General features: G+C 60.6%; 20 protein-coding genes. 11 read left to right on the top strand and 9 right to left on the bottom strand.

Annotation, left to right across the window (positions count from 1 at the left end):
* Positions 1-98 precede the first annotated feature (98 nt).
* The 3 genes from pvdO to pvdM form a co-directional block, all read right to left on the bottom strand.
* Entirely contained in the window at positions 99-977 is an 879-nt protein-coding gene (pvdO, locus tag ACSQ87_RS22805; RefSeq protein ID WP_223432485.1) for a dihydropyoverdine dehydrogenase, read from the bottom strand.
* 137 nt (positions 978-1114) lie between these two features.
* Positions 1115-2395 carry a pyoverdine-tailoring periplasmic protein PvdN gene (gene pvdN / locus ACSQ87_RS22800; protein WP_436274436.1) on the bottom strand — a complete coding sequence of 427 codons (1281 nt, stop codon included), beginning with the start codon at positions 2393-2395 and terminating at the stop codon, positions 1115-1117.
* A gap of 30 nt (positions 2396-2425) precedes the next feature.
* On the bottom strand, positions 2426-3775 hold the full coding sequence (gene pvdM, locus ACSQ87_RS22795) for a pyoverdine-tailoring dipeptidase-like protein PvdM (RefSeq protein ID WP_436274435.1): 1350 nt from the start codon (positions 3773-3775) through the stop codon (positions 2426-2428).
* 251 nt (positions 3776-4026) lie between these two features.
* Here pvdM and pvdP point away from each other — a divergent pair, with 251 nt between their 5' ends.
* Positions 4027-5646: a pyoverdine maturation tyrosinase PvdP gene (gene pvdP, locus ACSQ87_RS22790; RefSeq protein ID WP_436274434.1), complete on the top strand. Its 1620-nt coding sequence runs from the start codon at positions 4027-4029 to the stop codon at positions 5644-5646.
* Positions 5647-5784: 138 nt separating this feature from the next.
* On the opposite strand, the gene ACSQ87_RS22785 is transcribed toward pvdP, so the two are convergent.
* Genes ACSQ87_RS22785 through ACSQ87_RS22775 form a run of 3 tightly spaced genes read right to left on the bottom strand, consistent with a single transcriptional unit; the run spans position 5785 to position 10333 of the window.
* The gene (locus ACSQ87_RS22785; protein WP_436274433.1) at positions 5785-7179 is read right to left on the bottom strand and encodes an efflux transporter outer membrane subunit; all 1395 of its coding nucleotides are present in this window, start codon (positions 7177-7179) and stop codon (positions 5785-5787) included.
* Between the two features lie 7 nt (positions 7180-7186).
* Positions 7187-9160: a MacB family efflux pump subunit gene (locus ACSQ87_RS22780; RefSeq protein WP_436274432.1), complete on the bottom strand. Its 1974-nt coding sequence runs from the start codon at positions 9158-9160 to the stop codon at positions 7187-7189.
* A complete protein-coding gene (locus ACSQ87_RS22775) occupies positions 9161-10333 on the bottom strand; it encodes an efflux RND transporter periplasmic adaptor subunit (RefSeq protein ID WP_436274431.1) in 1173 nt (390 codons plus the stop codon).
* Between the two features lie 320 nt (positions 10334-10653).
* Between ACSQ87_RS22775 and ACSQ87_RS22770 the strand changes: the two genes are divergently transcribed.
* The 6 genes from ACSQ87_RS22770 (at position 10654) to ACSQ87_RS22745 (ending at position 20298) form a co-directional block, all read left to right on the top strand.
* Positions 10654-11136 carry a sigma-70 family RNA polymerase sigma factor gene (locus ACSQ87_RS22770; RefSeq protein ID WP_283181052.1) on the top strand — a complete coding sequence of 161 codons (483 nt, stop codon included), beginning with the start codon at positions 10654-10656 and terminating at the stop codon, positions 11134-11136.
* Positions 11137-11258: 122 nt separating this feature from the next.
* Entirely contained in the window at positions 11259-12596 is a 1338-nt protein-coding gene (locus tag ACSQ87_RS22765; RefSeq protein WP_436274430.1) for a lysine N(6)-hydroxylase/L-ornithine N(5)-oxygenase family protein, read from the top strand.
* 518 nt (positions 12597-13114) lie between these two features.
* Complete coding sequence (mgtA, locus tag ACSQ87_RS22760) at positions 13115-15817, top strand: magnesium-translocating P-type ATPase (protein ID WP_436274429.1); 2703 nt, start codon at positions 13115-13117, stop codon at positions 15815-15817.
* A 94-nt stretch (positions 15818-15911) separates the two neighbouring features.
* A complete protein-coding gene (locus ACSQ87_RS22755) occupies positions 15912-16325 on the top strand; it encodes a response regulator (protein ID WP_223432495.1) in 414 nt (137 codons plus the stop codon).
* A 115-nt stretch (positions 16326-16440) separates the two neighbouring features.
* Entirely contained in the window at positions 16441-17067 is a 627-nt protein-coding gene (locus tag ACSQ87_RS22750; RefSeq protein WP_223432496.1) for a response regulator transcription factor, read from the top strand.
* Positions 17068-17079: 12 nt separating this feature from the next.
* Positions 17080-20298, top strand: coding sequence for a transporter substrate-binding domain-containing protein (locus tag ACSQ87_RS22745; protein WP_436274428.1), 3219 nt, complete (start codon positions 17080-17082; stop codon positions 20296-20298).
* 3 nt (positions 20299-20301) lie between these two features.
* On the opposite strand, the gene dkgB is transcribed toward ACSQ87_RS22745, so the two are convergent.
* Positions 20302-21105 carry a 2,5-didehydrogluconate reductase DkgB gene (gene dkgB, locus ACSQ87_RS22740; protein WP_436274427.1) on the bottom strand — a complete coding sequence of 268 codons (804 nt, stop codon included), beginning with the start codon at positions 21103-21105 and terminating at the stop codon, positions 20302-20304.
* A 268-nt stretch (positions 21106-21373) separates the two neighbouring features.
* Positions 21374-22282: a LysR substrate-binding domain-containing protein gene (locus ACSQ87_RS22735; RefSeq protein ID WP_436274426.1), complete on the bottom strand. Its 909-nt coding sequence runs from the start codon at positions 22280-22282 to the stop codon at positions 21374-21376.
* A gap of 104 nt (positions 22283-22386) precedes the next feature.
* Here ACSQ87_RS22735 and ACSQ87_RS22730 point away from each other — a divergent pair, with 104 nt between their 5' ends.
* The 4 genes from ACSQ87_RS22730 (at position 22387) to ACSQ87_RS22715 (ending at position 26311) form a co-directional block, all read left to right on the top strand.
* Entirely contained in the window at positions 22387-23253 is an 867-nt protein-coding gene (locus tag ACSQ87_RS22730) for a pirin family protein (RefSeq protein WP_223432500.1), read from the top strand.
* A 93-nt stretch (positions 23254-23346) separates the two neighbouring features.
* Positions 23347-24030 carry an isochorismatase family protein gene (locus ACSQ87_RS22725; RefSeq protein WP_046048436.1) on the top strand — a complete coding sequence of 228 codons (684 nt, stop codon included), beginning with the start codon at positions 23347-23349 and terminating at the stop codon, positions 24028-24030.
* Positions 24031-24086: 56 nt separating this feature from the next.
* Positions 24087-24713, top strand: coding sequence for an isochorismate family cysteine hydrolase YcaC (gene ycaC / locus ACSQ87_RS22720; RefSeq protein WP_033061120.1), 627 nt, complete (start codon positions 24087-24089; stop codon positions 24711-24713).
* A 155-nt stretch (positions 24714-24868) separates the two neighbouring features.
* Positions 24869-26311 carry a mechanosensitive ion channel domain-containing protein gene (locus tag ACSQ87_RS22715; protein WP_436274425.1) on the top strand — a complete coding sequence of 481 codons (1443 nt, stop codon included), beginning with the start codon at positions 24869-24871 and terminating at the stop codon, positions 26309-26311.
* Here ACSQ87_RS22715 and ACSQ87_RS22710 read toward each other — a convergent pair.
* The gene (locus ACSQ87_RS22710) at positions 26259-26684 is read right to left on the bottom strand and encodes a hypothetical protein (protein WP_436274424.1); all 426 of its coding nucleotides are present in this window, start codon (positions 26682-26684) and stop codon (positions 26259-26261) included. The two genes, ACSQ87_RS22715 and ACSQ87_RS22710, sit on opposite strands and share 53 nt — an antisense overlap.
* Between the last annotated feature and the right edge of the window lie 116 nt (positions 26685-26800).

The raw sequence follows: 26800 nt of genomic DNA, 5'->3' as shown, positions 1-26800 counted from the left end.
TCTGGTGGAAGGCTTAATTTAGAAGGGCGCCGATTGGCGGCGGGACGTGCCACACAAAACCCTCCTACAGAGAGCACAGTCATCCAGAAAACTCTGGCTTAGAGGTCGCGCACGATGCGGAACCCCATCCAGTCGCCACGCTCTTGCGGGTACTGGCTGTTGCGGTTGCCGGAGCGGGAGAACACCGGTGCTTCGCCCCAGTCGTTGCCGCGAATCCGCACGGCTTCGCATTTGGGCTCGACCCAGGCGCTGCCATCGGTGGGGGCACCAACGTAGTCCGGGTGTTCGCAGTCCTCGACCCATTCGTAAACGTTGCCGTGCATGTCGTACATGCCAAAGGCGTTCGGCGGGTAGCTGCCCACTGGCGAGCTGAAGCTGTAACCATCCGCCGGGCCATAGGTGTTGGCGTGTTTGCTGATGCTGTATGCCTTGCCTTCATCGAACGGGAAGGGGAACGGCCCTTTGCTGCCGCCACGCGCGGCATATTCGCGTTGGGCCTCGCTGACCATGCGGTACGTCTGCCCGGTTTTTTTCGACAGCCAGGCGACGTAGTTTTTCACGTCGTCGAAGTTCATGCACACCGCCGGCTGACGCGGGCTCTGCGGATAGCGCGGCTTGCTGGCGACGCACTCGCGACCCGGCCGGGTGTCGCCGTTGGCGATGGTCACGCCACTCTCGCGCACGTAGCTGTCCCATTCACCAGCGGTGACCTGGAAGCGGCTCATGGCGAACGGTTTGGCGAAGGTCACTTCGTGCATCGGACTTTCATCAGGCTCGCGCCCGACTTCGTCATCGGGGGTGCCCATGGTGAAGGTGCCGGCGGGCAGCACGACCATTTCCGGGCAGTCCCGGCAGTCTTTGAACACCTTGCCCGGTTGCGCCGCGGCGGCAGCCTGAGCGGCGCCAGGCAGCAGGCCTGCCACGAGTGCGGTCAGGGCCAGTGCCTTGAGCGGCAGGTTCAGCAGATCTCGGTTCATGTGTTATCTCAACTTAAAAGAAAACGGGTGTCCCTGTGGCGAGGGAGCTTGCTCCCGCTGGACTGCGTAGCAGTCCCTTTCTTTGGGGCCGCTTCGCTGCCCAGCGGGAGCAAGCTCCCTCGCCACAGGGTTCTGCATTAGGCGGTCTTATTCAGCAGGGCCATGAAACGGTCGATATCGTTTTCGGTGTTGAGCAGGCCGGGGGCGATGCGGATTACCGGGCCGACGTCGCGGTCCACCGAGTCGCAGACCACGCGGTTTTCCATGAGTTGGACGGCGACTTGTTCGCAGTCGCGATCCTTGATCCGGAAGAAGGTAAAACCGGCCGACAGGTCCGGGCTCTTTGGCGTCACCAGTTCGATCTGCGGGTGCTCCAGCAAGCGGTTTTTCGCATAGGTATTGAGCGCGTGGATGCGCGCCTGCACCTCGGCCTTGCCGAGGTCCAGGTGCAGCTTGAAAGCTTCATTCAGGGCCCAGCGATGCTCAAAGCTGTGATAGCCACCGGGGGTCATGATGGTCGAGAAGGTGGTGGCTTCGGAGAACGTCGGAATGGTCGGCGTCACGTCCTTGAGCTCGGTCGAACGGGCGCAGATGATCCCGGTACCGCGCGGGCCGAACATCCATTTGTGCGTGCCGGCAATGAAGAAATCGCAGTGCATGTCGGGGAAGTCGAGGTCCTCGACGCCGAAGCCATGGACGCCGTCGACCACATACAGGATGCGGTCCTTTTCCTCGCGGTTGCGATTCTGTTCGTCCACCAGTTTGCCGATCTCGCCGATTGGCAGTTTCACGCCGCTGCCCGATTGCACCCAGGTCATGCCGAGCACTCGGGTTTCCGGGCGAATGCCTTTGGCAATCGAGCCCAGCACTTCATCCACGGAAATACTGTGGCTGTTCTCGAACAGCTTGAGCTTGCGAACCTTGACTCCGTCCTTTTGCTGGCGGTAAGCCAAGGCATAGTTGGTGGCGTAGTGTTCGTGTTCGCTGGTGAGGATTTCCTGATCGGGACGCACATGAATGCCGCCGTAGATCAGCGAAAGGCCTTCGGTGGTGCTGCCGGTGAGGGCGATCTGCTCGGGCTTGGCCTTGAGGTAGCGACCGGCCCAGACGCGCACTTCTTGCTCGCGTTTTTCGGTTTCCCCCAGGTCCCAGTCCATGGCCAGGCCGGGGTTGCGGTCGAGGTTGGCGCGGTGCACATCGATCGCTTCACGCACAGATTTGGGGTGTGAGGTCACCAGAAAGTTGGCGAAGTGCAGGTAATCCGGGTCCTGATTGAACATCTGGCGCAGTTGCGCCCATTTATCCTTCGGCAGCGGCGCCGGAGTGGCGGCCAGCGCCGGCAGGTTCACGGCTGCGCCCAAGGGCAGGCCGGCCGCGAGAATACCGGCCTGCTTGAGGAATGAACGACGGTTGGTCATGAGCTCGGTTCGCTTCTGCAAAAGAGAGAATCAGTTTTTCGCTACAGGCTTGGAAGACTTCTGCACCTGGTCCCAGACCCGCAGGAAGTTGCCGCCCCAGAGCTTGGCGATATCGGCTTCGCCGTAGCCGCGACTGATCAACTCGGCCGTTACGTTGCGGGCCTCGCTGACGTCTTTCCAGCCGTCCAGACCGCCGCCGTCGTTGAAGTCGGAACTGATGCCGACGTGGTCGATACCGATTTTCTTCACCGCGTAGTCGATCGCGTCGCCGTAGTCCTTGAGCGTGGCCTTGGGTTCTTCATCGACAATCGCGTAGAGCTGACTGGCGTACTCGCCGAAACGTTGCTCGGACCAGACGGTGATCACCGGGTCGCCCGGCATCAGCGCCATCTCCAGACCTTGCAACGGTTGCAGGTCGAAGCGTGCGCGCAGGGCGTTGAGTTTGTCCTGGGTGGCCTGGCTGAGCGGGCGGATGTAGGTCGGGAAACCGACAATCTGCACCACGCCGCCGCTGTTCTTGATCAGCTGCATTTCCTGATCGCTGAGGTTGCGCGGGATGTCCACCAACCCTCGCGGCGCCGAGTGGGACGCGACCATCGGCGCACGGCTCAACTGGGCAACTTGCTCCAGCGCCTTGGTCGACATCTGCGAAACGTCGATGATCACGCCGAGGTCGTTGAGGCGGTGCACGGCCTGCTTGCCAATCTCCGAGAGGCCGCCGAGGGCGTCGCGGGAATCGTTGAAAAACGGCAACGGCCGGGATGAGTCAGCCCAGGCGTTGTTGCCCACATAGCTGAAGCCGAACATGCGCATGCCGCGGGCTGCCCACTTGTCCAGGGCGTTCAGGTCGTTGCCCAGCGGATAGGCGTTGAGCATGCTCATGAAGATCGCGAACTTGCCTTCGCCATGCAGGCGGCGGAAGTCGTCGGGGGTGTAGGCGATAGCGACTTGATTGGGGAAGTCGCGAACCATGGTGCTGATGATTTTGTAGCGGGTTTCCTGCTCGAACCGTGCTTCGTCGACGAAACCGGCGGTTGGGCGGTGCGGGGCGTTGGCGCCGTTCCAGATTTCCGGCCAGCCGAAAATCGTCAGGGCTGCACCGGACAGGCGTCCGCGCCCGGTCTTGACCAGGTCAAACTGCCCGGCGCCGTCCTTGTCGGCTTCATTGCCGGCGGTGCCGAAGTCCAGCGGGACGGTGACGTGGCTGTCGAAGGAGAGGATCCGTTCGTGCAGCTCATCGGCCTGTTTCATCACTTTGACCGGGTAACCGGGATTGTCCTTGAACCAGTAATCCCAGGCCGCAAAGCCTGCACCGGCGCTGATCGCCAGGGCCAGCGGCAGGCCGATGTAAAGAGCCTTTCTCGAACGTGGTTTTGTCATTGCCGTCTCAGTCAGGTTCGCCGTTGGGGAGCAGGCGCAGGGGCCTTTGCTATCTGGGAAGAACGAGTGGCCGACGAAAGAATTTAGTGTTTGTACGGGCCTCATCGCGAGCAAGCTCGCTCCCACATTGGACCGAGGTGTACGCGGATCGAATGTGGGAGCGAGCTTGCTCGCGATGCTCTTAAATTTTCGGGGGCTACGTACGTTCTAGCTTGGATAAAGCCTGCTTCATGGCTGACACAGGTAGGGCAATGACGATTTCTCGACGATGGTTCATGGCAGGCCTGGCGCTGACCGGCGCCGCCGTGCCTGCGGTTTTTTATGGGCATCGTGAATGGACGAAACCGGATCCGACGATCACCCCCGGCGAAGCGTCATTCGATGTTGCGGATGTCGCTGGCCAGCACTTGGCGAACACCTTGCGCGGTGTCTGGCAGATCCGTTTCGAGGGGCCTGACGCCGGCATCGAAGGCCTGCCGCGGGACGGGCTGGAGGTGTTTCTCGACGTCGGTCACAAAGGTCGCGGCTTGAGCGGGTTCCTCGACACCGCCGAGCGTTTGCGTTCGAGCGAAACGCCGCGTTACCGGGTGCTCGGCGACCTGGCCGGCGCCAAACCTGCGCAACTGAGCTGGCGGCTGCTCAGCGCCAGCGGCGCAGCGGATTACGAATTCAGCCTGTTGCTGGACGAAGTCTGGGCCGGTTTCGGCAACGCTGGCAGCGGCACCCTCAGTGGTCGGGTGTTGAATCTGGATCGTCCGCTGATGTTGACGGCCCAGGACAATCGCTTCATTGCCATCAAGCGCGTGTTCCCCGAAGCCCGCGAGCGCAGCGGTCTCAACCCGACGCTGCTGGCCTGGCTGGTGTCCCCGGAGCATCGGCTGTTTCACCAGCTCTGGCACGCCTCCCGGGACAAATGGCACACCCTGTCCGAAGACAAGCGCAGCGCCCTGCGCGGTATTGGCTGGCAGCCTGGCCCGCGCGACAAGGAGCGTGATGCCCGTGGCGCGCGCAAGGATCGTAACGGCTCGGGTGTGGATTTCTTCTTCATGCACCGGCACATGCTCGGCACGGCGCGCTCCCTGCAAGATTTGCCGTCCTGGTCGCACTTCCCGCTACCGCAGCCGGAACTGGCGCGTGATCGCGTTGGCTTCGCCCGTTATTTCGACAACCACGACGGCACCGCGCTGCCACCGACCTGGCTGGCCGACGACGATGCCGAGTACTCGCAATGGGTCAGCGACATCAAGACCGCCGAGACCTACCACAGCAATTTCCAGGTCTGGGAATCGCAGTACCGCGATCCGCGCTACCTGTCGAAATTGACCTTGGGTCAGTTCGGTTCAGAGGTGGAATTGGGGCTGCACGACTGGCTGCACATGCGTTGGGCCTCGGTGCCGCGTGATCCGTCTAACGGTCAGCCGGTGCCGTTTGCCCGGGATCCGGCGGACTTTTCCGCACGCTGGTATGCGCCGGAAAACGACTTCCTCGGCGATCCGTTTTCGTCTCATGTAAACCCGGTGTTCTGGCATTTCCACGGCTGGATCGACGATCGTCTGGAAGACTGGTTCCGTGCGCACGAGCGTTTTCATCCGGGGGAGGTCAGTCGGCTGGAGGTCAATGGCGTGGCGTGGTTTGCGCCTGGGCGTTGGGTCGAGATCGATGATCCGTGGCTCGGCCCGAGCACCCATGGTTGCGCCACCACGCCGGGATTACAGGCCGGCAAGTCGGTGGAGATGGACCCGGAAACCATGAAGCTGGCGTTGCGGATTACCTTTGGTGACGACGAGAAGAAACTGGCGGATCTGTTCCGCAAAGTGCCGCAGCGGCCTTGGTATGCACGGCATTTGAAGGCTAAACCGATTACCAGTTAATCAATAAAACCGCGTCATCGTTCAATCGCGAGCAAGCTCGGCTCCCACAGGTTATGCGTCGTGCCCAAAATATGCGGCACACATAAAACCCTGTGGGAGCGAGCTTGCTCGCGATGGCGTACTCACTGGCGCCGCAAATTACAAAGTCTGCCACCCGCCACCCAGCGCCTTGTACAACGCAATACTCGCTTGCAACCGCGACAACCGCAGCTGCACATTCAAATCCTGCGCCGCATACAGCGTGCGCTGTGTCTCCAGCACCGTCAGCAAATCCTCGGCACCGGCCTGATAGCGGCTTTGCGCAATGTTGAACGCGGTCTGCGCCTGGTTCAGTTCTTCACCTTGCCACTGCCGCTGTTCGTCCAGACCGCGAATGCTGTTCAACGCTTTTTCCACATCGGCGAAGCCGTTGATGATCGCCCCGCGGTACGTCTCCAACAGTTCTTCCTGACGGGCCGTGGCTTTATCGCGCTCGGCGCTCAGGCGACCATTGTTGAAGACCGGCGCGAGCAATCCGGCGGTGAGGTTGTAGAAAGGATTGCGCAGCATGTCCGCCGCACGATCCGCGCCCGATCCGAGTTCCGCGCTCAACGTGACCTTCGGTAGCATGGCGGCACGGGCGACGGTGACGTCGGCTTGTGCAGCGGCCAATTGCGCTTCGGCGCGGGCGATGTCCGGGCGACGACTGATCAGCTCGCTGGGCAGGCCAGCGCCAATGGTCGGCCATGACAATTGATCAAAGTGTTCCTGACCCAAAGACAATGCCTGCACCGGCCGGCCGAGCAGGGCGGCAAGGCTGATCTGTGCGTCCTGAGCTTGTTGCTGCACCAGCGGCAATTGCCGTTGTTGCGCGGCGACCAGGCTCTTCTGCTGCGCCAGTTCCAGCGCGGTTGCCGAGCCTGAATCAAAACGCGTCTGCACCAGTTTCAAAACATTCTGCGCGTTCGCCAGATTCAGCTCGGCGATGCGACTTTGCTCACCTAACGACACGCTTTGTGCGTAGCTGTTGGCGACGCCGCTGAGCAGCGTCAACTCCACCGTCGCCTGATCGAATTCGCTGGCCTGCAAGCCGAATTGCGCACTGTCGCGGGAGGCGCGTTGGCCGCCCCAGAAGTCGATTTCGTAAGTGGCGCTGAGGTTGGCGTTAAAGTAATCGACGGCCTTGTTATCGCCGTCGGCATCGAGCTGGCTGTAGCCGTTGCCGCGCAATAGTTTCTGCCGATTGGCGTTCAGGCCGGCCTTGACCTCCGGCAGCAGCGAGCCACCGGCAATCACGGTGTCGGCTTGCGCTTGACGCACCCGAGCGATAGCAGCGGCCAGATCGTAACTGCCGACCCGCGCCTGTTCGATCAGGCGATCCAGCTGCGGGCTGCCGAACTGCGTCCACCATTGCAGGTTGCTGCGTGAGGCGCTTTCGGTGTGCGGCGATTGCCAGGAAGAGGGCGGCTGAATGCCGCTGTCCGGGCGCTGGGCGGGACTGCCGCAGGCGCCGAGCAACAGGCAGAGGGTCAGCAGGCTGAGTTGCGGCTTCATAGATCGATCATTCACTGGTAAGGGCCGTGACCGGGTCGAGTCGGGCAGCTTTGCGGGCCGGCATAAAGCCGAAGACAACACCGGTGACCAGGGCGCAGCCGAAGGCGCCGAGTACCGCTATCAAGGAGAACGCGACGGCGACTTCGCTGAGGATCAGCACACCGCCGACGATCAGCGCCAGGGCAATCCCGGCGAGCCCGCCGACCACCGAAAGCATCACCGCTTCGGTGAGGAACTGGCGCAGGATGTCCCGCTGGCGGGCACCGGTGGCCATGCGGATACCGATCTCCCGAGTCCGTTCGCGCACGGTCATGAGCATGATGTTCATCACACCGATCCCGCCCACCAGCAACGAAATCGCGGCAATCGAGCCGAGCATCAGCGACAGGGTATTTTGCGTGCGTGCCTCGGCCTGAATCATTGCCGCGTTGTTGGTCAGTTCGAAATCCTTCTTGCCGTTGTGCAGGCGCAGCATCAATTGCTCGATGGCTTTTTCCGTCTCTTTGACCTTGCGCGCATCGGCAGCGGCGATGGCCACGTATTCGGGGTTGTGGGTGCCGAACAGTCGGATGCTGGCGGCGGAGTAGGGGATGGCGATGCGGTCGTCGCTGTCGGAGTCGCCGGAGCTGGCGCCTTTTTCCGCGAGCACGCCGACCACCTGGAACGGCACGTTCTCAATCAGGATGTATTGGCCGATCGGGTTAGTGACGTCCTTGAGCAACTTGGTCCGCACCTTGTGGCCGATGACTGCGACGGCTGCTGCGTTGCGTTCATCGTCCTGAGTGAAGTAGCTGCCTTCCACCACCGGCCAGTTGAAAATCGCCGGGAAGTTGGTGTCGTTGCCGCCGACGTAACTCAAGTGGTCGAGGTTGCCGAAGCGCACCCCGGCCTCTTGACCGTTGACCGGCATGATCCGTGTCACCTGCGGCAGGCTTCCCACCGCCGCGACGTCATCCAGGGTGACGACGCCCTGCGGCGTTCGCGGGTTTGGTGACGAGCCGCTGAGGTAAATGATGTTGGAGCCGAACGCACCCATTTGCGCCATCACCTGACGCTTGCTGCCTTCACCGACCGCCAGCATCACCACCACCGACGCGACGCCGATGATGATCCCGAGCAGCGTCAGCGCGGTGCGAAAACGGTTGATCCACATCACCCGCCACGCGGCTTGCACCGCATCGACCAGTTCGCCTTTCCAGGCCCCGGTGGCTTCCGCGCCTTCGCTCAGGCGCTTGCGCAGATCCACCGCTTGCAGCGCGCCAGGGTTGGCCGAGGTCTGCGCTTCGGGGTTGTCCCGGGCGCTGTCGCTGATGATCAGCCCGTCGCGAATTTCGATGATGCGTTTGGCCCGTGCCGCGACTTCGCGGTCGTGGGTGATGAGGATCACCACGTGGCCCTGGCTCGCCAGTTCGTCGAGCAAGGTCATGACCTCGGCACCGCTGTGGCTGTCGAGGGCGCCAGTGGGTTCGTCGGCGAGGATGATGTGGCCGCCGTTCATCAAGGCGCGGGCGATGGACACCCGTTGTTGCTGGCCGCCGGAGAGCTGGTGCGGACGATTGCCGGTACGCGAGGCCAGCCCGAGGCGGTCGAGCAGGGTGGCAGCGCGGGCGTGGCGTTCGGCGGCCGGAGTGCCGGCATAGATGGCCGGCATCTCGACGTTTTCCTGGGCCGAACCGGACGGGATCAGGTGATAACCCTGGAACACAAAACCGAATGCTTCGCGGCGCAGCCAGGCCAGTTCGTCGCTGTCGAGTGCGGCAACGTTTTCCCCGGCGAAACGGTATTCGCCTGAGGTCGGACGGTCGAGGCAGCCGAGGATGTTCATCAGCGTCGACTTGCCGGAGCCGGAAGCACCGACGATCGCCACGAATTCCCCGGCGTGGATCGACAGGTCGATGCCGCGCAGTACGTGAACTTCCGGTGAATCGCCGCCGCCGTAAGCTTTGCGGATGTCGTACAGGTCGATCAGGGGCGTCAGCATTCAGCCGCCACTCCCGTCGGCCGGGCCGATCAACAGGTGATCGCCTTCCTGCAAACCGTCGAGGATCTGCACCCGCAGGCGATCGCTGATGCCGGTGCGGACGTCGCGCTGCTCGATGCTGCCGTTTTTGGCGACGACCTGGGCAATTTGCATATTCGCTTCAGTGCCCGCCTGCAACGCCGCGACAGGCGCAGTCAGGGTGTTTTTCGCCTGATCCGAAACGAAGAAGACCTGGGTGGTCATTTCCGCCATCAGCGCATTGTCGGCGTTATCGACGTCGAGCAACACGGTGTACAACACCACGCGAGCACTGCCGCTTTTGCTCGAACTGGCGGGGCTGCCGCCGCCCTGGTTGGTCTGGTCCAATGGCTTGGGCGGCACCGGCAAAATTTGCCGCACGGTGCTGTTCCAGCGACGGTTGCCGCCGCTGAGGGTGGTGAACCAGGCCGTCATCCCGGGTTTGACGTGACCGATATCGGCTTCCGACACCTCGGCCCAGACGGTCATCGGCGACAACTTGGCGATGCGCAGAATCAGTGGCGTTTGTTGCTGGGCGTTGAGGGTCTGGCCGACCCGGGCGTCGAGTGCAACGACGGTTCCGCTCATGGGCGCATAGATTCGGGTGTAACCCAGTTCCGCTTGATCACTGCGCAGGCTGGCCTGGGCCTGGCGGATCTGCGCCTGGAACATGTCGATGCGGGCTTGGGTGGCGCGCAGTTCGGCCTCGGCGGTCTGCACGTCTTCTTCGCGGGTGGCGCCACCGGCCTTGAGGTTTTGCTGACGCTGGAATTTCTGCCGGGCGAGATCGTGCTGCGCCCGTTGTTCCTGCAGCTGTGCCTTGAGGTTTTCGATGGAGAAACGCCCAGCGTCGAGTTTGGCCTGTTGAGTGGACGGATCAATCTCCACCAGCAACTGGCCTTCCTTGACCACATCGCCGACTTCCACGTGGAGCTTGTGGATCTGCCCGGACGCCTGGGCACCGACGTCGACATAACGTCGAGGTTGCAGGGTGCCCAGGGCCGTGACGCTGCTTTCGATGTCGGCGCGGGTGACCTGCACGGTGGCGAACTGGTCACGACCGGGCGGGACGATCTGCCAGGCGGCCACGGCGATAACGGGAATCAGACAAAGTGCTACAAGCAGGGCGCGTCGGGTCTGTCGGGGACGTTTCATGCAGGGTTCCGGCCAATGAATATCGGCCCGTCGCTCAGCCTGCGCACAAAATCGGGCAACAGCAGAGCGCTGTCGGGGGACCGACAGAGACGGGGAGCTGTCCTGTAAACGATGAACGTACCGGGGAATTTAGGCGCGGACACATAGCGTTACACGTGTAGCCCAAGACTATTTGTCAGGCAAGGTGAAGCAATACTTTAAATCTATATGAGAATTACTATAAATTACGCACCTCAAACTGCCACTATCGTGCCACTGCCTATTTCGGCGGTCGCCGATCTGGCTCAAGGACAGAAACCGCACCCCTGCGGCCGGGAGTCATGTTGGAAAACTACTATCGCGAGCTGGTGTGTTTTTTGAACGCCAAGCTGGGCAACCGTCAGGTGGCCGAAGATGTGGTGCATGACGCTTATCTGCGGGTATTGGAGCGCTCCAGCGACACGCCGATCGAGCAGCCTCGGGCGTTCCTGTATCGCACCGCGCTCAATCTGGTGATCGACGACCATCGGCGCAATGCCCTGCGTCAGGTCGAGTCGCTGGAAGTGCTCGACAACGAAGAGCGCTACTTCACCCCATCCCCTCATCACAGCCTCGATCATGGCCAACGCCTGGAGATGCTCCAGCGTGCGTTGGCTGAATTACCCCGGTTGTGCCGCGAGAGTTTCCTGCTGCGCAAGATCGAAGGTCTGTCGCATCCGGAAATTGCTGAGCACCTTGGTATTTCGCGCGCGCTGGTGGAGAAGCACATCGTCAATGCCATGAAGCATTGCCGCGTGCGGATGCGGCAGTGGGACGCCCACTGATCTCTTCTCTCTAAATTTTTTTTCATTGTCCTCGTTCCTACTCAACAGACGACCTGCTGTCCTGCATCAGGTCACTTAGGCTTATTCCCCTTGTTGAGGGGTTCATCCAGAGGACACTGGAAATGACACAGGCAATTGCATCGCCCATCGTTCACGACCTGATCGGCGTCGGTTTCGGCCCTTCGAACCTGGCGCTGGCCATCGCTCTGCAAGAGCGCGGGCCGAGTCAGGGCGAGCTGGATGTTCTGTTTCTCGACAAGCAGGCCGACTACCGCTGGCACGGCAACACCCTGGTGACCCAGAGCGAGTTGCAGATCTCCTTCCTCAAGGACCTGGTGACATTGCGCAACCCGACCAGCCCGTACTCCTTCGTCAACTACCTCAAGCACCACGGTCGTCTGGTGGACTTCATCAACCTGGGCACCTTTTATCCGTGCCGCATGGAGTACAACGATTACCTGCGCTGGGTCGCCGGGCAATTTGCCGAGCAGAGCCGCTACGGCGAAGAAGTGCTGACCATCGAGCCGGTGTTGCACAACCAGCAGGTCGAAGCGCTGCGGGTGATCTCGCGTGATACCCAGGGTCAGCAGCACGTTCGCACCGCCCGTTCGGTGGTGGTCAGTGCCGGCGGGACACCACGCATTCCCGAAGCCTTCAAGGCGCTCAAGGGTGACAGCCGGGTGTTCCACCACTCCCAGTACCTGGCGCAGATGGCCAAGCAGCCGTGCGTGAACAACCAGCCGATGAGCATCGCGATCATCGGTGGCGGGCAGAGCGCGGCGGAAGCGTTCATCGATTTGAACGACAGCTTCCCGTCGGTGCAGGTGGACATGATCCTGCGTGGCTCGGCCCTGAAACCGGCGGACGACAGCCCCTTCGTCAACGAAGTGTTCTCGCCGGAGTTCACTGATCTGGTGTTCCAGCAGGCAAGCAGCGAGCGCGAGCGTCTGGTCAACGAGTACCACAACACCAACTATTCGGTGGTGGACATCGACCTGATAGAACGCATCTACGGCATCTTCTATCGCCAGAAAGTCTCGGGCATTGCGCGCCATGCGTTCCGTACCCTGACCACTATCGAAAAAGCCACCGCCACCGAGCGCGGCATCGAGTTGGCCGTGCGCAACAACGCCACCGGTGAAGTCACGGTCCGTCATTACGACGCCGTGGTGTTGGCCACCGGTTACGAGCGCCAGATGCACCGCAAACTGCTGGCGCCGCTGGAGCAGTACCTGGGTGACTTCGAGGTAGACCGTAATTACAAACTGATCACTGACGAGCGCTGCAAGGCCGGCATCTATATGCAGGGCTTCTGCCAGGCCAGCCACGGCTTGAGCGACACCTTGCTGTCGATCCTGCCGATTCGCGCCGATGAGATTGCCGGTTCGCTGTATGACCATGGCAAGAACCGTGGGCATGGCCGTTCGGTGGTGGATTTGTTGTTGGCGACTGCCAGCTAAGATTGTTTGCGCCTGATAGTCAGACTTCGCGAGCAAGCCCGCTCCCACATTTTGATCTGTGTTCGCAGTTCGAGTGTGGGAGCGGCGGTGCGACGATTCGACTTGCTCGCGAAGAGGCCCTGAAGAACAGCACAAATCCCGAATCCTGAACCCTTCCTGAAGAACCCCGCGATTCCCCCTCCAGACGCCTTTGCTTCGTTTACTCTCCAGAAATCGGGGCGTAAGCTTCGCGCGTTTTCAATCAATAGCGGAGACCCACAGTGGGTACTTGTTCGAGTGACAGTAGTCGGCCGGTTTCGATAACCGGCACCTTCCCGGCAAGATAACGCGCAACTTTTTTGTGCCGTTTTCTCGCCGACAAGCGAGCAGCGGCATCCCGAACGCGGCCAGTCCTGGTCCGTGTCCCGACGTCCCTCTCATCGACGCTGAACCGTGCGTGATGTTCGACTGTGTGTCGTCATCGCGGCGCATCGACACGCCTGCTCGACGGTTTCCCGGCTGACCCTGGGGGAACTGCCATGAACCTGACCCTGCTCAAAGAATTCTTCGCCGGATTCCTGCGCACCCGCCACATCGCCCGACACTTCCGTCGACTGGCGCTGCTGGAAAACTTCACCGACACCACGGTCAGCCGCGAGGTACCGCCCACCCTGGCGCAAACCCTGGTGAGCGCCGCCAACAGCGACACCGGCCAATTGCTGGACAACCTCGGCAGCCACACCGATGGCCTGAGCGAACTGGAAGCCGATGCACTGCGCGTGCAATTCGGCCTCAACGAAGTCGAGCACGAACAGCCTCTGCCCTGGTGGACGCACCTGTGGCACTGCTACAAAAACCCGTTCAACCTGCTGCTGACCTTGCTCGCGGTCATCTCCTGGCTGACCGAAGACATGAAAGCCGCCATCGTGATTTTCTCCATGGTGGTGCTCTCGACCTTGCTGCGCTTCTGGCAGGAAACCAAATCCAACCAGGCCGCCGACGCGCTCAAGGCAATGGTGAGCAACACCGCCACGGTGTTGCGTCGGGATGCGCAACGTACCGAGCTGCCGATCAAGCAACTGGTGCCGGGCGATCTGATCGTATTGTCGGCCGGCGACATGATTCCCGCCGATTGCCGGGTGCTCGGCGCCAAGGATTTGTTCGTCAGCCAGGCCGCGATGACCGGCGAATCGATGCCGGTGGAAAAATTCCCCCGTCAGCAGGACAGTGACACCCGCAACCCGCTGGACCTCGACAACATCCTGTTCATGGGCACCAACGTGGTGTCCGGCACGGCCATGGCGGTGATTCTCACCACCGGCAACAACACCTATTTCGGCGCCTTGGCCCAGCGAGTTGGCGCCACCGATCGCGCACCCACCTCATTCCAGACCGGGGTCAACAAAGTCAGCTGGCTGTTGATCCGTTTCATGTTCGTCATGGCACCGCTGGTGCTGTTCATCAACGGCTTCACCAAGGGCGACTGGACCGAAGCGTTGCTGTTCGCGCTGTCGATTGCCGTGGGGCTGACCCCGGAAATGCTGCCGATGATCGTCACCTCGACCCTGGCCAAAGGCGCGGTGTTCCTGTCGCGCAAAAAAGTCATCGTCAAACGCCTCGATGCGATCCAGAACTTCGGCGCGATGGACGTGCTGTGCACCGACAAGACCGGCACCCTGACTCAGGACAAAATCTTCCTGGCGCGTAACGTCGATGTCTGGGGCAACGATTCCGATGACGTATTGGAAATGGCCTACCTCAACAGCTACTACCAGACCGGGCTGAAAAATCTGCTGGATGTGGCGGTGCTCGAACACGTGGAAGTCCACCGTGAACTGAAAGTCGGCACGGCGTTTCGCAAGGTCGACGAGATCCCGTTCGACTTCACTCGCCGACGCATGTCGGTGGTGGTCGCCGAGCGCAATCATTCGCACCTGCTGATCTGCAAGGGCGCGGTGGAAGAAGTGCTGGCGGTGTGCACGCGGGTGCGTCACGGCGAGGTCGATGAAGCACTGAGCGATGAACTGCTGGCGCGGATTCGTCAGGTCACCGCATCGTTCAACGCCGAAGGCTTGCGCGTGGTGGCGGTTGCAGCGCGGCCGATGATTGAAGGGCGCGATACCTACAGCCTGGCGGATGAACAGGCGCTGACGCTGATCGGTTACGTGGCGTTTCTCGATCCACCGAAGGAAAGCACCGCACCGGCCCTCAAAGCCCTTGCCGCTCACGGCGTGGCCGTGAAAGTGCTGACCGGCGACAACGAATTGGTGACCGCGAAGATTTGCCGCGAAGTCGGCCTGGAGCAGCAGGGGCTGTTGATGGGTAACGACATCGAGCGCATGAGCGACGCCGAACTGGCGGTGGCGGTGGAGACCACCAACGTTTTCGCCAAACTCACCCCGTCGCACAAGGAACGCATCGTGCGTTTGCTCAAGGGCAACGGTCATGTGGTCGGATTCATGGGTGACGGCATCAACGACGCGCCAGCCCTGCGTACCGCCGACATCGGCATTTCGGTGGACAGCGCCGTCGACATCGCCAAGGAAGCGGCGGACATCATCCTGCTGGAGAAAAGCCTGATGGTGCTGGAGGAGGGCGTACTGGAAGGGCGACGGACCTTCGCCAACATGCTCAAGTACATCAAAATGACCGCCAGCTCGAACTTCGGCAACGTGTTCTCGGTGCTGGTGGCCAGTGCGTTCATCCCGTTCCTGCCGATGCTGCCGATGCACCTGCTGGTGCAGAACCTGCTCTATGACATTTCGCAGATCGCCATCCCGTTCGATAACGTCGATGAAGAAATGCTGAAAACACCACAGCGCTGGCAGCCGGCGGACGTCGGGCGCTTCATGCTGTTTTTCGGACCGATCAGCTCGATCTTCGACATCACCACGTTTGCCTTGATGTGGTACGTCTTCGACGCCAATACCCCGGACCATCAAACCCTGTTCCAGTCCGGCTGGTTCGTGGTCGGGCTGCTGACCCAGACGCTGATCGTGCACATGATCCGCACGCCGAAAATCCCGTTCCTGCAAAGCCGGGCGGCGATGCCACTGATGGTGATGACTGGAATCATCATGGCCGTCGGCATCTTCCTGCCGATGGGACCGCTGGCGCACTACTTCAAATTGCAGGCGCTGCCGTCGCTGTACTTCGTGTTCCTGCCGGTGATTCTGCTGGCGTACATGGCGCTGACTCAGGCGGTGAAAGGGTTCTATATCCGCCGGTTTGGCTGGCAATAAAGCGTGCACATTTAGGAAAAGTCCTACAGAAAGCTCGACGGGTCTTCCGTAGCCTTGCGCCCTCACGAATCTGACACTCTCCTGGGGGCCCACGTTGTCGAACAAAGCCTTACGTATCCTGATCGCCGACGAGTTGCATTTTCACCGCATGAAGGTCGAGCGACTGTTCAATCAACTCGACTACTACCGGATAGCACCGGTGCACAGCCTTGAAGAGCTGTTGACCCTGGTCGAATACAGTTGCGAGCCATTTGATCTGGTGGTCATCAATGCCTCGCTGGCGGGCGGGGCGTTGAACCTGTTCGATTTTTTCCTTGATAACCAACAGGTTCATCACGCCTTGATCTATGACGGTCAGCTGGCGCAACTGCCGCCCATTCCTGCCTGCGTTCAACAGACGGTTGAGGTGAGTCACGCAACGCTGCCTGATCTGGCGTCCATTGCGCGGCTGATGGCGATCATCGACCCTCGTCTACCGTTCGTCGGCACTGTCATTTCTGTCAGGTAGTTGCGCCCGGTTTTCCATGCAAAAGTCTTTGCGCAGCCAGTACGTTCAACCGGGCCGGGCCGGGCTTATGGGCATTGATTGCTCAATCGTCGTTTTTGTTGCACAGGGAGTTGCCATGAAGTCAGTGCTGATTGTGGACGATCATCCGGTGGTTCGCGCCGCAGTCAAAATCGTACTGGTGCAGGAGGGTTTCAAGCAGATATACGAGGCGGCGTGTGGTAATGAGGTCTTGCCGAAGATCCGCGAACACAAGCCTGATCTGGTGGTACTGGATCTGGTGATGCCCTCGCTCGACGGGCTGGATGTGCTGGCGCGGATCAAAGCCAGTGAGGTGCCATGCCGAGTACTGGTCTTTACCTCCCAGGAGCCCATGTTTTATCAGGATCGTTGCATGCACGCCGGTGCCGCGGCCTATGTCGCCAAGTCCAATGACTTGCAGCATTTGCACAAAGCCGTGCAGGCCGTGATGGCCGGTTACACCTATTTCGCCCAGCTGCCCTCGGCGTCGGTGTCGCTGACTTCGATGCAACGCAGTGAACAGCAGATGATCGATAAACTCTCTGACCGGGAACTGACGATTTTTCAGCATCTGGCCCGGGGCATCAGTAACAAGGCGATCGCTGAAATCATGCACTTGAGTCACAAGACCGTCAGCACCTACAAGACCCGTGTGGTTGGAAAACTCAACGTGGAATCAGCGGTGTACCTGAGGGATTTTGCCAAGCGTAATCATCTGATCTGAGTGAGCCCGATCATGCGCGATTGTTTGTGGGCTCTGTTGCTGTTCTGTGGACTGGGAGCACCGGTGACGGCGGCCGATGAGCCAAAGCTTTTACATGTGCTGGGGCGTTCCGCGGTGGAGGGTTATCAGGTCCAGCTGGATGAAAAAGACTGGCAGTGGTTGCGCGGCAAACGAGTCTTGCGCCTCGGGGTGTCGGGGCCGGACTACCCGCCGTTCGAGATCACGCGAAACGTTGATGAGCTGGAAGGCATCACCGCAGACTATGCCGCACTGTTGGGGCAACTGCTGCACGTAAAAATCGACGTGCTTCGTTATCGCACGCGCGAGGCGGCCATGGATGCGCTCAAACGCGATGATCTGGACCTGCTCGGCACGTCCAACAACTTCGAGGCGGCTGACCCCGAGCTGACCCGATCCTGTGCCTATGCCGAAGATCAGCCGATGCTGGTTACCCGCCTGGACGACTGGATGCCCGTCGACCTCGCTGGCAAACGCATCGCCATGGTCGATGACTATCTGCAGGCGCAGACTGTCGAAGCCTTCTATCCCGATGCGAGTTTGCAACGCTACCCCTCGGCACTCGACGCGATCGGGGCGGTGGCGTTCGGGCAGGATGATGTGTACCTCGGGGACTTCATCAGCGCCAATTACCTCATCAATAACAACTACCTCAGTAACGTACGCCTCGTGGGGCCTTCCGGCCTGGACGCCAATCCGTTCGGCTTTGCCCTCAGCCGGGGCAACCCTCGTCTGAAGAGCATTGTCGATAAGACTCTGGCGGCGATTTCCATGGATCAACGCACGGCCATCGAGCAGCGCTGGAGTGCCGGAAGAGCCAACATGGCGGGTCAAGAGCGAGTACGTTTGAGCGCCAGTGAGCAACGTTGGCTGGATCAACATCCGACGGTGGAAGTGGGTGCCGTCGAGAGCTTTGCCCCCCTGACTTTTTACGATGCACAGGGACAACTCAGTGGGTTGACCGCGCAATTGTTGACGCTGATCAGCCAGCGCAGCGGCTTGACCTTCAAGGTGCAGCGGGGTAACTCCCTCGATCAGCAGATTCAGCAACTCAAGGACGGCAAGATCGACGTATTACCTGTGGTCACGCCCAGTATGGAGCGCGAAGTCGAACTGCGTTTCACTCGGGCCTACTTGAACAATCCGTTTGTACTGGTCAGTGCGACCACCCCGGGAAGCCCCAGGACTCTGGATGACATGGCCGGTAAACGCCTGGCGATTTATCGCGGTCATCCGTTGCTCGGGTTCATTCGCGCTCGGGCGCCCAATGTGCGTCTGGTCGAAGTGCAGAGTCCGGCGCAGGGTCTGGAATGGGTGATCAAGGGCCAGGCCGACGGGGCAGTCAGCTCATTGATCGTGGCTCGGTATCTGATTACCCGGCAATACCGCGAGCGTCTGCGGATCAGCAGCACCGTGGGTGATGAGCCGGCGCGTATCGCTCTGGCCACCAACCGTGGTGCGCTGGAGTTGCACTCGATTCTGAACAAGGCACTGCTGAGCATTTCGCCCCAGGAGATGGATGAGCTGTTAGTCCGCTGGAGCAATGATGTGGTGGTTGATGACAGCTACTGGCTGCGTCATCGCCAAGGCATTCTCCAGGCGTTTGCCGCTGCAGGCGCTTTGCTGTTGCTCGCACTGGCCTGGATAGCCTGGCAGCGTCGGCAGATAACTCAACGCCAGCAACTGCTCGGGCAATTGCAGGATGCCAAGAACGCCGCCGACGATGCCAACCGTGCCAAAACCACCTTCCTGGCGACCATGAGTCATGAAATCCGCACACCGATGAATGCCCTGATCGGCATGCTCGAACTGGCGCTGAAGCGAGCGGAAGAGGGCTTCACTGATCGCTCCGCCATCGAAGTGGCATCCAATGCCGCGCAGCAATTGCTGGCGTTGATCGGCGATATCCTGGACATCGCCCGCATCGAGTCCGGGCATTTGTCGCTGACCCCAGAGCGGGCCAATCTACGCACGCTGGTGGCGTCGGTGTGCCGGGTTTTCGAAGGCCTGGCACGGCAGAAGAACTTGCAGTGGCGGGTCGAATTGCCCGAGCACAGCGATCGTGACGTGTTAGTCGACCCCACGCGCTTCAAGCAGGTGCTGTCCAATCTGCTGAGCAACGCGATCAAGTTCACCCGTGAAGGTGAGGTGAGTCTGACACTGCGAGTAGAGCCCGGTGTGTCGGGGCATCTGGCAGTCAGTGTGCGTATCGAGGACAGCGGCATCGGTGTCAGTGTGGTCGATCAGCAACGACTGTTCAGCCCGTTCGTGCAGGCCGGTAACAGCCAGCAGTCAGGCCACAATGGTTCCGGTCTGGGACTGGTGATCAGCCGCACTCTGTGCGAAATGATGGGCGGCCGATTGCAGCTCGACAGCGTCCTCGGACTGGGTACGCAGGTCGACATCAGCCTTGATCTGATTGCGTTGCAACCGTTGGCCTGCAGCGAGCGGACCGATAGCGGACTGCAGGTGCCCACTCGGCTGCTGAGGATTCTGGTGGTCGACGATTACCCGGCCAATCGATTGTTGCTCTCACGGCAGCTGAGCTACCTGGGGCATCAGGTGCTGGAGGTTGAGGATGGCGAGCGTGGTCTTGCGCAGTGGCGCGAGCATGAGCTCGATTTGGTCATCACCGATTGCAACATGCCGGTGGTCAATGGTTATGAATTGGCGGGTGCGATACGCGATGAAGAGCGCGCAAATGGCTTGCCACCCACGCTGATTCTTGGGTTTAGCGCCAATGCGCAGCCGGAGGAAAAGATCCGTTGCCTTGAAGCGGGCATGGACGACTGTCTGTTCAAACCGATCCGGCTGGCCGATTTGAGTGCCTGGCTGGCGTCCCGATTTGTGAATGAGCCGCCAGCGCCGGTTGAAGAGCAAGCAACGTCCGAGATCGACTTGACCGGCCTGGAGCTCTACGTCGGTGAAGACCGGACGCTGATCAATCAGTTGTTGCGCGAACTGGCCGAGACCAATCGCTACGATCGCGATGATCTGCTGGCAGCGCACGTCAGTGGCAATCGTCACCGGCTGCAAGACCTGGCGCACCGCATCAAAGGTGGTGCGCGGATGGTTCGTGCAAAACGATTGATCGAGTGCTGCGAACATCTGGAACGTGCCTGCGCCGAGGGGCGCGCGGCGTTGATCAACGAGGCCGTCGATCAATTGCAGCACGCCATGGCACGCCTTGATCAGAGCCTCAAGCGAGACTGACGCTTAATCCCAGTGGGGCGCGAGACCTTTGGGGCTGGTCAGTCGATGGTCACGATCAAGACCCGCGATCAGCGCCATGTCGGCGTCGCTCAAGGCCAGTGTGCGGGCGTGCAGGTTACTTTGCAGGTTGGTGCGTTTGGTCGACGAGGGAATCACGGCGTAACCCAGTTGCATGGCCCAAGCCAACGTGACATCTGCCGGCGTCGCCTGCAGGCGATCGGCGATCTGCTGGATCACCGGGTCTTTCAGCACTTCGCCGTAAGCGAGGGTCATGTACGAGGTGATCTGGATGCCCTGGCTCTGCGCGAATTCGACGACCTTGCGGTTTTGCAGGTAGGGATGCAATTCGATCTGGTTGGTCGCGATGTGTTCGGCACCGACCGCGGCGATCGCCTGTTTCATCAGGTCGACGGTGAAGTTGGACACACCGATCTGCCGGGTCAGGCCCAGTTGTTTGGCTTCGAGCAGGGCGGCCATGAATTCCTCGACCGGCACCTGATCTTCCGGAGATGGCCAATGGATGAGGGTCAGGTCCAGGTAGTCGGTTTGCAGCTTTAACAGGCTTTCCTTGAGGCTGTCGATCAGGCGATCCCCGGCGAAGTTGGCAACCCAGATCTTGCTGGTGATGAACAACTCGTCACGGGCGATGCCACTGGCGGCAATCGCCTCGCCGACCTCGGCTTCGTTCTCGTAGATTTGCGCGGTATCGATGACTCGATAGCCCAGTTCCAGGCCGGTGCTCACCGAATCGATGACCACCTGGCCTTGCAAGCGAAAAGTACCAAGGCCGAATGCGGGAATAGACATCAATGACTCCAGGGTTGCAGTGGGAATGGGCACGAGTATCCCCGGCTGCAGCCATGAGAAAAACCGCTGGATCGGCAAAGCAATGTTTACCGCAAGTCATGAATCGAAAGATCGCAGCCTCGCAATCCCCTGTAGGAGCTGTCGAGTGAAACGAGGCTGCGATCTTGTGATCTTAAGTTTTCCTGAGACACCGCGTTGTCTAGTTTTACGACTGCTGCGCAGCCGAACGCAGGCTTCGCCAGCTGCTACATGGGGTGTGTACGGGCTTCTAAGCAATATCGCTGTGGCTGAATTCCTCGCCCAGAAAGTCGATCAATGCGCGTACCGACGGCAGCAGCCCACGGCGTGAAGGGAAGATGGCATGCACGATCCCGCATTTGGGTGCCCAGCCCGGCACCAGTTCCACCAGTCGGCCCGCGGCAATGTCATCGCGCACCACCACGCTGGGCAGGTGAGCGATGCCGATCCCGGCCACCACGGCGTGACGCAACGCCAACAGGTCATCGGTGACCATTCGTGGCGCATGCCGAATCACCGCGCTGGCGCCGTGCGCCCCAAACAATTCCCACTGATATTCACGCTGCGCCGCGCCCCAGTGCAGACTCGGCAACCCGCTGAGGTCGGCCGGGGAGGCCGGTGATGACAGGCGCGGCATGAAGGCCGGACTGCCCACCAGGCATTGGGTGCTGTTGCCCAGCACCTTCATCACCATGTCGGTGTTTTCCAGCGGCGGAAAGCGTACCCGCAGGGCAATGTCGAACCCCTCGTGGATCAGGTCGACCCGGCGGTTGGTGCTCTCGATGAACAACTCCACCAGCGGGTACTTGAGCATGTAGCGGGTCAACATCGGCCCGACCCAGGAGTTGAGCAGTGCGGTCGGGCAACTGATGCGCACCAGGCCCTGGGGTTCGGAGCGGTTGCGTTCGATCAGTTCGGCAGCGCTTTCCGCTTCCACGCGCATCGCCAGGCAACGCTGGTAATAGGCCTGGCCGATTTCCGTCAGTGAACAATGCCGGCTGGTGCGGTGCAGCAGGCGTACGCCGAGGCGCTCTTCGAGCTCGGCGATGCGTCGGCTCAGTTTCGACTTGGGCATGTCCAGCGCCCGACCGGCCGGGGCGAAACCGTGGTGTTCCACCACTTGGGTGAAGTAGTAGAGGGTGTTGAGGTCTTCCACCATCGTTCTCCAGATAGAACGCTAAGGCTGATTTTTGCAGTCTAGTGCATCAAAGGGTTCAGTTTTAAGCTTTGTTCATCGCGTCACACACCAGATTCGGAGGCAGAATGAAAAACATCATCGGTATCTACACCAGCCCACGGGCCCATTGGGTCGGCGACGGTTTTCCGGTTCGCACGCTGTTTTCCTACGACAACCTGGGCAAGCACATCAGCCCGTTTTTGCTGCTCGATCACGCCGGTCCCGCTGAATTCACCCCGACCACCGAGCGTCGTGGCGTTGGTCAGCATCCACACCGCGGTTTCGAAACTGTGACTATCGTTTATAAGGGCGAACTGGAACACCGCGACTCCACCGGCAGCGGCGGCAAGATCGGCCCAGGCGACGTGCAATGGATGACCGCAGCCTCCGGGATTCTCCACGAAGAGTTCCACTCAGAAGGTTTCGCCAAAACCGGCGGCACCCTGGAAATGGTGCAGCTGTGGGTCAACCTGCCGGCCAAGGACAAGATGGCCGACGCCGGTTACCAGACGATTCTCGATGGCGACATCCCGAGCATCGCGCTCAAGGACCAGGCCGGCAGCCTGCGCTTGATCGCCGGTGAGTTCGACGGCCACACCGGCCCGGCACACACGTTTACCCCGATTGACGTCTGGGACCTGCGCCTCAACGGCGGCAAGTTGCTGACCCTGGACCTGCACGAAGGTCGTAACACGGCACTTGTAGTGTTGCGTGGCACGGTTCAGGTCAACGGGGTGGAACTGGTGCGCGAAGGGCAGTTGGCGTTGTTCGAACGCAATGGCCAGCAGCTCAGCCTGGAAGCCAATAACGATGCCGTCGTGTTGCTGCTCAGTGGCGAGCCGATCGACGAGCCGATCGTCGGTCACGGTCCGTTCGTGATGAACACCGAGCAAGAGATTCACCAGGCCTTCGCCGACTTCCAGTCCGGTCGGTTCGGCCAGATGCACGGTTAACCCGTACAGGTTCAACAACCCGCTCTACACAGGATGCGTAGGCCGGTTCCCGGGCCAGGGATGGCTGTTGCCTGAAAGAAAGAGGAGACGCACATGAGTACCGTCAACGCGGCCAACTTCAATGGCCAGAAACCGACCATCGATCCCAACGACAGCGCGATGCTGTTGATCGACCACCAGAGTGGATTGTTCCAGATCGTCAAGGACATGGACGTGCCGCAACTGCGCGCCAACGCCATTGCCCTGGCCAAAGCCGCGACCCTGCTGAAGATGCCGGTGATCACCACCGCCTCCGTACCGCAAGGGCCGAACGGGCCGTTGATTCCGGAGATTCACGAGGCAGCACCGCACGCTCAATACGTGGCACGCAAAGGTGAAATCAACGCCTGGGACAATGCTGAGTTTCACGCGGCAGTCAAAGCGACCGGCAAGAAAACCCTGGTGATCGCCGGCACCCTGACCAGCGTTTGCCTGGCGTTCCCGTCCATCGCGGCGGTGCATGAAGGCTACAAAGTGTTTGCGGTGGTCGACGCTTCCGGCAACCACTCGAAACTGGCCACTGATCTGACAATTGCCCGATTGACGCAAGCCGGGGTGGTGCCTATCGACATCATGGCTACGCTCTCTGAGCTGCAAGGCTCGTGGAACCGTCCGGACGCCGAGCAGTGGGCGGCCGTCTACGCCCAGGCCATGCCGCATTATCAATTGCTGATCGAGAGCTATCTCAAGGCTCAGCAAGTGGCGAACGAACACGAAGTGCTGGACTCCCAGCGCTAACCGGGTACCCCACGCCGACTTCCACTCGGCATCGATAAAAAGCGAGGATTACTCCCATGACTACCTCTTACAAACGTCTCGACAAGGATAACGCCGCCGTTCTGTTGGTCGATCACCAGGCGGGTCTGCTTTCTCTGGTGCGCGACATCGAGCCGGACCGTTTCAAGAACAACGTGCTGGCCCTGGCTGACCTGGCCAAGTACTTCAAGTTGCCGACCATCCTCACCACCAGTTTCGAAACCGGCCCCAACGGCCCGCTGGTGCCCGAGCTCAAGGCGCTGTTCCCGGACGCGCCGTACATTGCCCGTCCTGGCCAGATCAATGCCTGGGACAACGAAGACTTCGTCAAGGCGATCAAGGCCACCGGCAAGAAACAACTGATCATCGCCGGCGTGGTAACCGAAGTGTGCGTGGCGTTCCCGGCGCTGTCGGCGCTGGCTGAAGGCTTCGAGGTGTTCGTGGTGACTGACGCTTCCGGCACCTTCAACGAACTGACCCGTCAATCGGCCTGGGACCGCATGTCGGCCTCCGGCGCGCAGTTGATGACCTGGTTCGGCCTGGCCTGTGAGCTGCATCGCGACTGGCGCAACGACGTGGAAGGCTTGGGCACCTTGTTCTCCAACCACATCCCGGACTACCGCAACCTGTTTACCAGCTACAACGCGCTGACCAACAGCAAGTAACCCCGACGCACATCGCCCCTTGTAGGAGCTGCCGAAGGTTCGGGCCGCGTTCGGACGATCTTTTGATCTTTCTAGATCGCCAAAAGATCGCAGGCTTCGCCAGCTCCTACAATCTGTGAGATCTTCGCGCCACTGGTTCTTGCTGGAGTTGCTTGATGCTGTCACTGCTTACCGATCACCCGTTGATCTGCGCGATGATTTTGATCCTTATCGATCTGGGGCTGTGGCGCCTGTTCAGTGCCAATGGCAGTCAATGGAAACTGGTCGTGCGGCTGGTGATTTTCTCGTTGTTCAGTGTCCTGCTGTTCAACGAAGGTCTGAACCCCATGGAAACGGCGCCCTGGGCCGACAACGTCCCGCTGCACCTGGCGGCCACCGGCTTGCAGATCGGCTGGTGGCTGTTCGGTGCGCGCACGCTGACGGTGCTGATCGGCGCGGTGATGATGCAACGGGTCGGGCACACCGGGCGCTTGCTGCAGGATTTGCTCGGCGCGGTGATTTTCCTGATCGCGATCATCGCGGCGTTGGCTTATGTACTCGATCTGCCGGTCAAGGGGGTGCTGGCAACCTCCGGCGCATTGGCGATCATCGTCGGCCTGGCCTTGCAAAGCACCCTCAGCGACGTGTTCTCCGGGATCGTCCTCAACACCACCAAACCCTATCAACTGGATGACTGGATCTCCATCGACGGCACCGAAGGCCGGGTCATCGACATCGACTGGCGCGCGACGCGCCTGCAAACGGCCCAGGGCAGCATGGCGGTGATTCCCAACTCCCTGGCGGCCAAGGCCAAAATCATCAACTTCAGCCGGCCCAGTGACATTTTCGGCGTCTCCATCAGCCTGCAACTGAGCCCGCACGCTCGTCCGCAAACGGTGATCGACGCGCTGGAACGGGCGATGCAAGGGTGCCGCTATCTGTTGAACAAACCGGCGCCGTGTGTAGCGTTGAAAGGCTCCAGCGCCACTGGAGTGGAATACGAAATCAGTGGTTTTGTGGTCTCCATGGATCAGAAACGCATGGTCCGTAATCTGCTGTTCGACCTGGCGTTCCGGCACTTGCAGGCCAGCGGCGTCAGCCTGTTGTCGAACGTCGAACCCAATGCACCTGCCAACCTGTCGCGGCCACGGGCATTGCTGGATGCGTCGAATATCTTCTCGACCCTGCGTCAGGAAGAGAAAGAAACCTTCAGCCAGAACATGAAACTTCAAAACTTCCGCGCCGGTGAAATGATCCTGCCGGCGGGGGAGGTCAGCGATCATTTGTTCATCATCGAATCCGGCGTCGTGTCGGTGGAACTGAGCCGCGGCGGGGTCAAGTTCGAATCCGGGCGCATGGGCCCGGGTGAGGTAATCGGCGAGGGTGGGATTTTGTCCGATACGGCGCTACCGGCGGACTTCAGCGCCAAGACGTTCTGCAGCTTGTACCGGATAGAGAAGGAATACCTCAAACCGTGCCTGGATGCGCGGCATGACATCGGCGAAGCGATGAAGGCGTTGCTGGATTTCCGCTTGAACAAGGCTCAGACGTTGACCCAGGAAGCGCCTAGGGTTGTGCAGAAGAAGGGATTTTTGCAGTGGCTGCGCAACCGAGCGTAGGGGCTCGAAGGTCATGGGCGCGGGTGCAGTCGAGTGAGTCGGCAGCAGGCGCCTGGCCAACAAGCTGTGCGCCGACCAGGGTACGGTCATGACTGTTCCAGTACTCGAACGGCGCATGTTGCCAAATCATGCCGACGGGGCCGGCGATCAACAGCAAGGCTAGATAAGCCAGGGTTTGTCGACGGGTCAGCGGTTTTTTGTGCGCCGACTGCCGCGCTGCGATCCGGGCGCGGCCATGTCCATGAATCTGGGCGAGCAGAAAGGCTTCGCGCGCCTGTTCCGGCATTTGCCACAACAAGGATTCCAGGTAACAACGCGATTCGGAATTCGGCGAGATAGCCGGTGGCAAAGGCATTTCGGATGAGGACGACATGGGCAGGAGGTACTCGTTTCCGGCATCCCGGCCGCGTTATCAAGAATGAATCGCATTCTAGTGGTGTCGGTGCGGTGATGGCAATTACCCATATAGATTATTTTCAACCCCGCCCA

Source organism: Pseudomonas sp. LjRoot277, from assembly GCF_964253845.1.
GTDB lineage: Bacteria > Pseudomonadota > Gammaproteobacteria > Pseudomonadales > Pseudomonadaceae > Aquipseudomonas.
This window is presented reverse-complemented; position numbering and strand designations above follow the sequence as displayed.

What these genes read in the sequence shown, in the direction of transcription:
- pvdO (WP_223432485.1), bottom strand. Translation starts at nt 977, where the DNA reads ATGAACCGAGATCTGCTGAACCTGCCGCTCAAGGCACTGGCCCTGACC.
- pvdN (WP_436274436.1), bottom strand. Translation starts at nt 2,395, where the DNA reads ATGACCAACCGTCGTTCATTCCTCAAGCAGGCCGGTATTCTCGCGGCC.
- pvdM (WP_436274435.1), bottom strand. Translation starts at nt 3,775, where the DNA reads ATGACAAAACCACGTTCGAGAAAGGCTCTTTACATCGGCCTGCCGCTG.
- pvdP (WP_436274434.1), top strand. Translation starts at nt 4,027, where the DNA reads ATGACGATTTCTCGACGATGGTTCATGGCAGGCCTGGCGCTGACCGGC.
- ACSQ87_RS22785 (WP_436274433.1), bottom strand. Translation starts at nt 7,179, where the DNA reads ATGAAGCCGCAACTCAGCCTGCTGACCCTCTGCCTGTTGCTCGGCGCC.
- ACSQ87_RS22780 (WP_436274432.1), bottom strand. Translation starts at nt 9,160, where the DNA reads ATGCTGACGCCCCTGATCGACCTGTACGACATCCGCAAAGCTTACGGC.
- ACSQ87_RS22775 (WP_436274431.1), bottom strand. Translation starts at nt 10,333, where the DNA reads ATGAAACGTCCCCGACAGACCCGACGCGCCCTGCTTGTAGCACTTTGT.
- ACSQ87_RS22770 (WP_283181052.1), top strand. Translation starts at nt 10,654, where the DNA reads ATGTTGGAAAACTACTATCGCGAGCTGGTGTGTTTTTTGAACGCCAAG.
- ACSQ87_RS22765 (WP_436274430.1), top strand. Translation starts at nt 11,259, where the DNA reads ATGACACAGGCAATTGCATCGCCCATCGTTCACGACCTGATCGGCGTC.
- mgtA (WP_436274429.1), top strand. Translation starts at nt 13,115, where the DNA reads ATGAACCTGACCCTGCTCAAAGAATTCTTCGCCGGATTCCTGCGCACC.
- ACSQ87_RS22750 (WP_223432496.1), top strand. Translation starts at nt 16,441, where the DNA reads ATGAAGTCAGTGCTGATTGTGGACGATCATCCGGTGGTTCGCGCCGCA.
- ACSQ87_RS22745 (WP_436274428.1), top strand. Translation starts at nt 17,080, where the DNA reads ATGCGCGATTGTTTGTGGGCTCTGTTGCTGTTCTGTGGACTGGGAGCA.
- dkgB (WP_436274427.1), bottom strand. Translation starts at nt 21,105, where the DNA reads ATGTCTATTCCCGCATTCGGCCTTGGTACTTTTCGCTTGCAAGGCCAG.
- ACSQ87_RS22735 (WP_436274426.1), bottom strand. Translation starts at nt 22,282, where the DNA reads ATGGTGGAAGACCTCAACACCCTCTACTACTTCACCCAAGTGGTGGAA.
- ACSQ87_RS22730 (WP_223432500.1), top strand. Translation starts at nt 22,387, where the DNA reads ATGAAAAACATCATCGGTATCTACACCAGCCCACGGGCCCATTGGGTC.
- ACSQ87_RS22725 (WP_046048436.1), top strand. Translation starts at nt 23,347, where the DNA reads ATGAGTACCGTCAACGCGGCCAACTTCAATGGCCAGAAACCGACCATC.
- ycaC (WP_033061120.1), top strand. Translation starts at nt 24,087, where the DNA reads ATGACTACCTCTTACAAACGTCTCGACAAGGATAACGCCGCCGTTCTG.
- ACSQ87_RS22715 (WP_436274425.1), top strand. Translation starts at nt 24,869, where the DNA reads ATGCTGTCACTGCTTACCGATCACCCGTTGATCTGCGCGATGATTTTG.
- ACSQ87_RS22710 (WP_436274424.1), bottom strand. Translation starts at nt 26,684, where the DNA reads ATGTCGTCCTCATCCGAAATGCCTTTGCCACCGGCTATCTCGCCGAAT.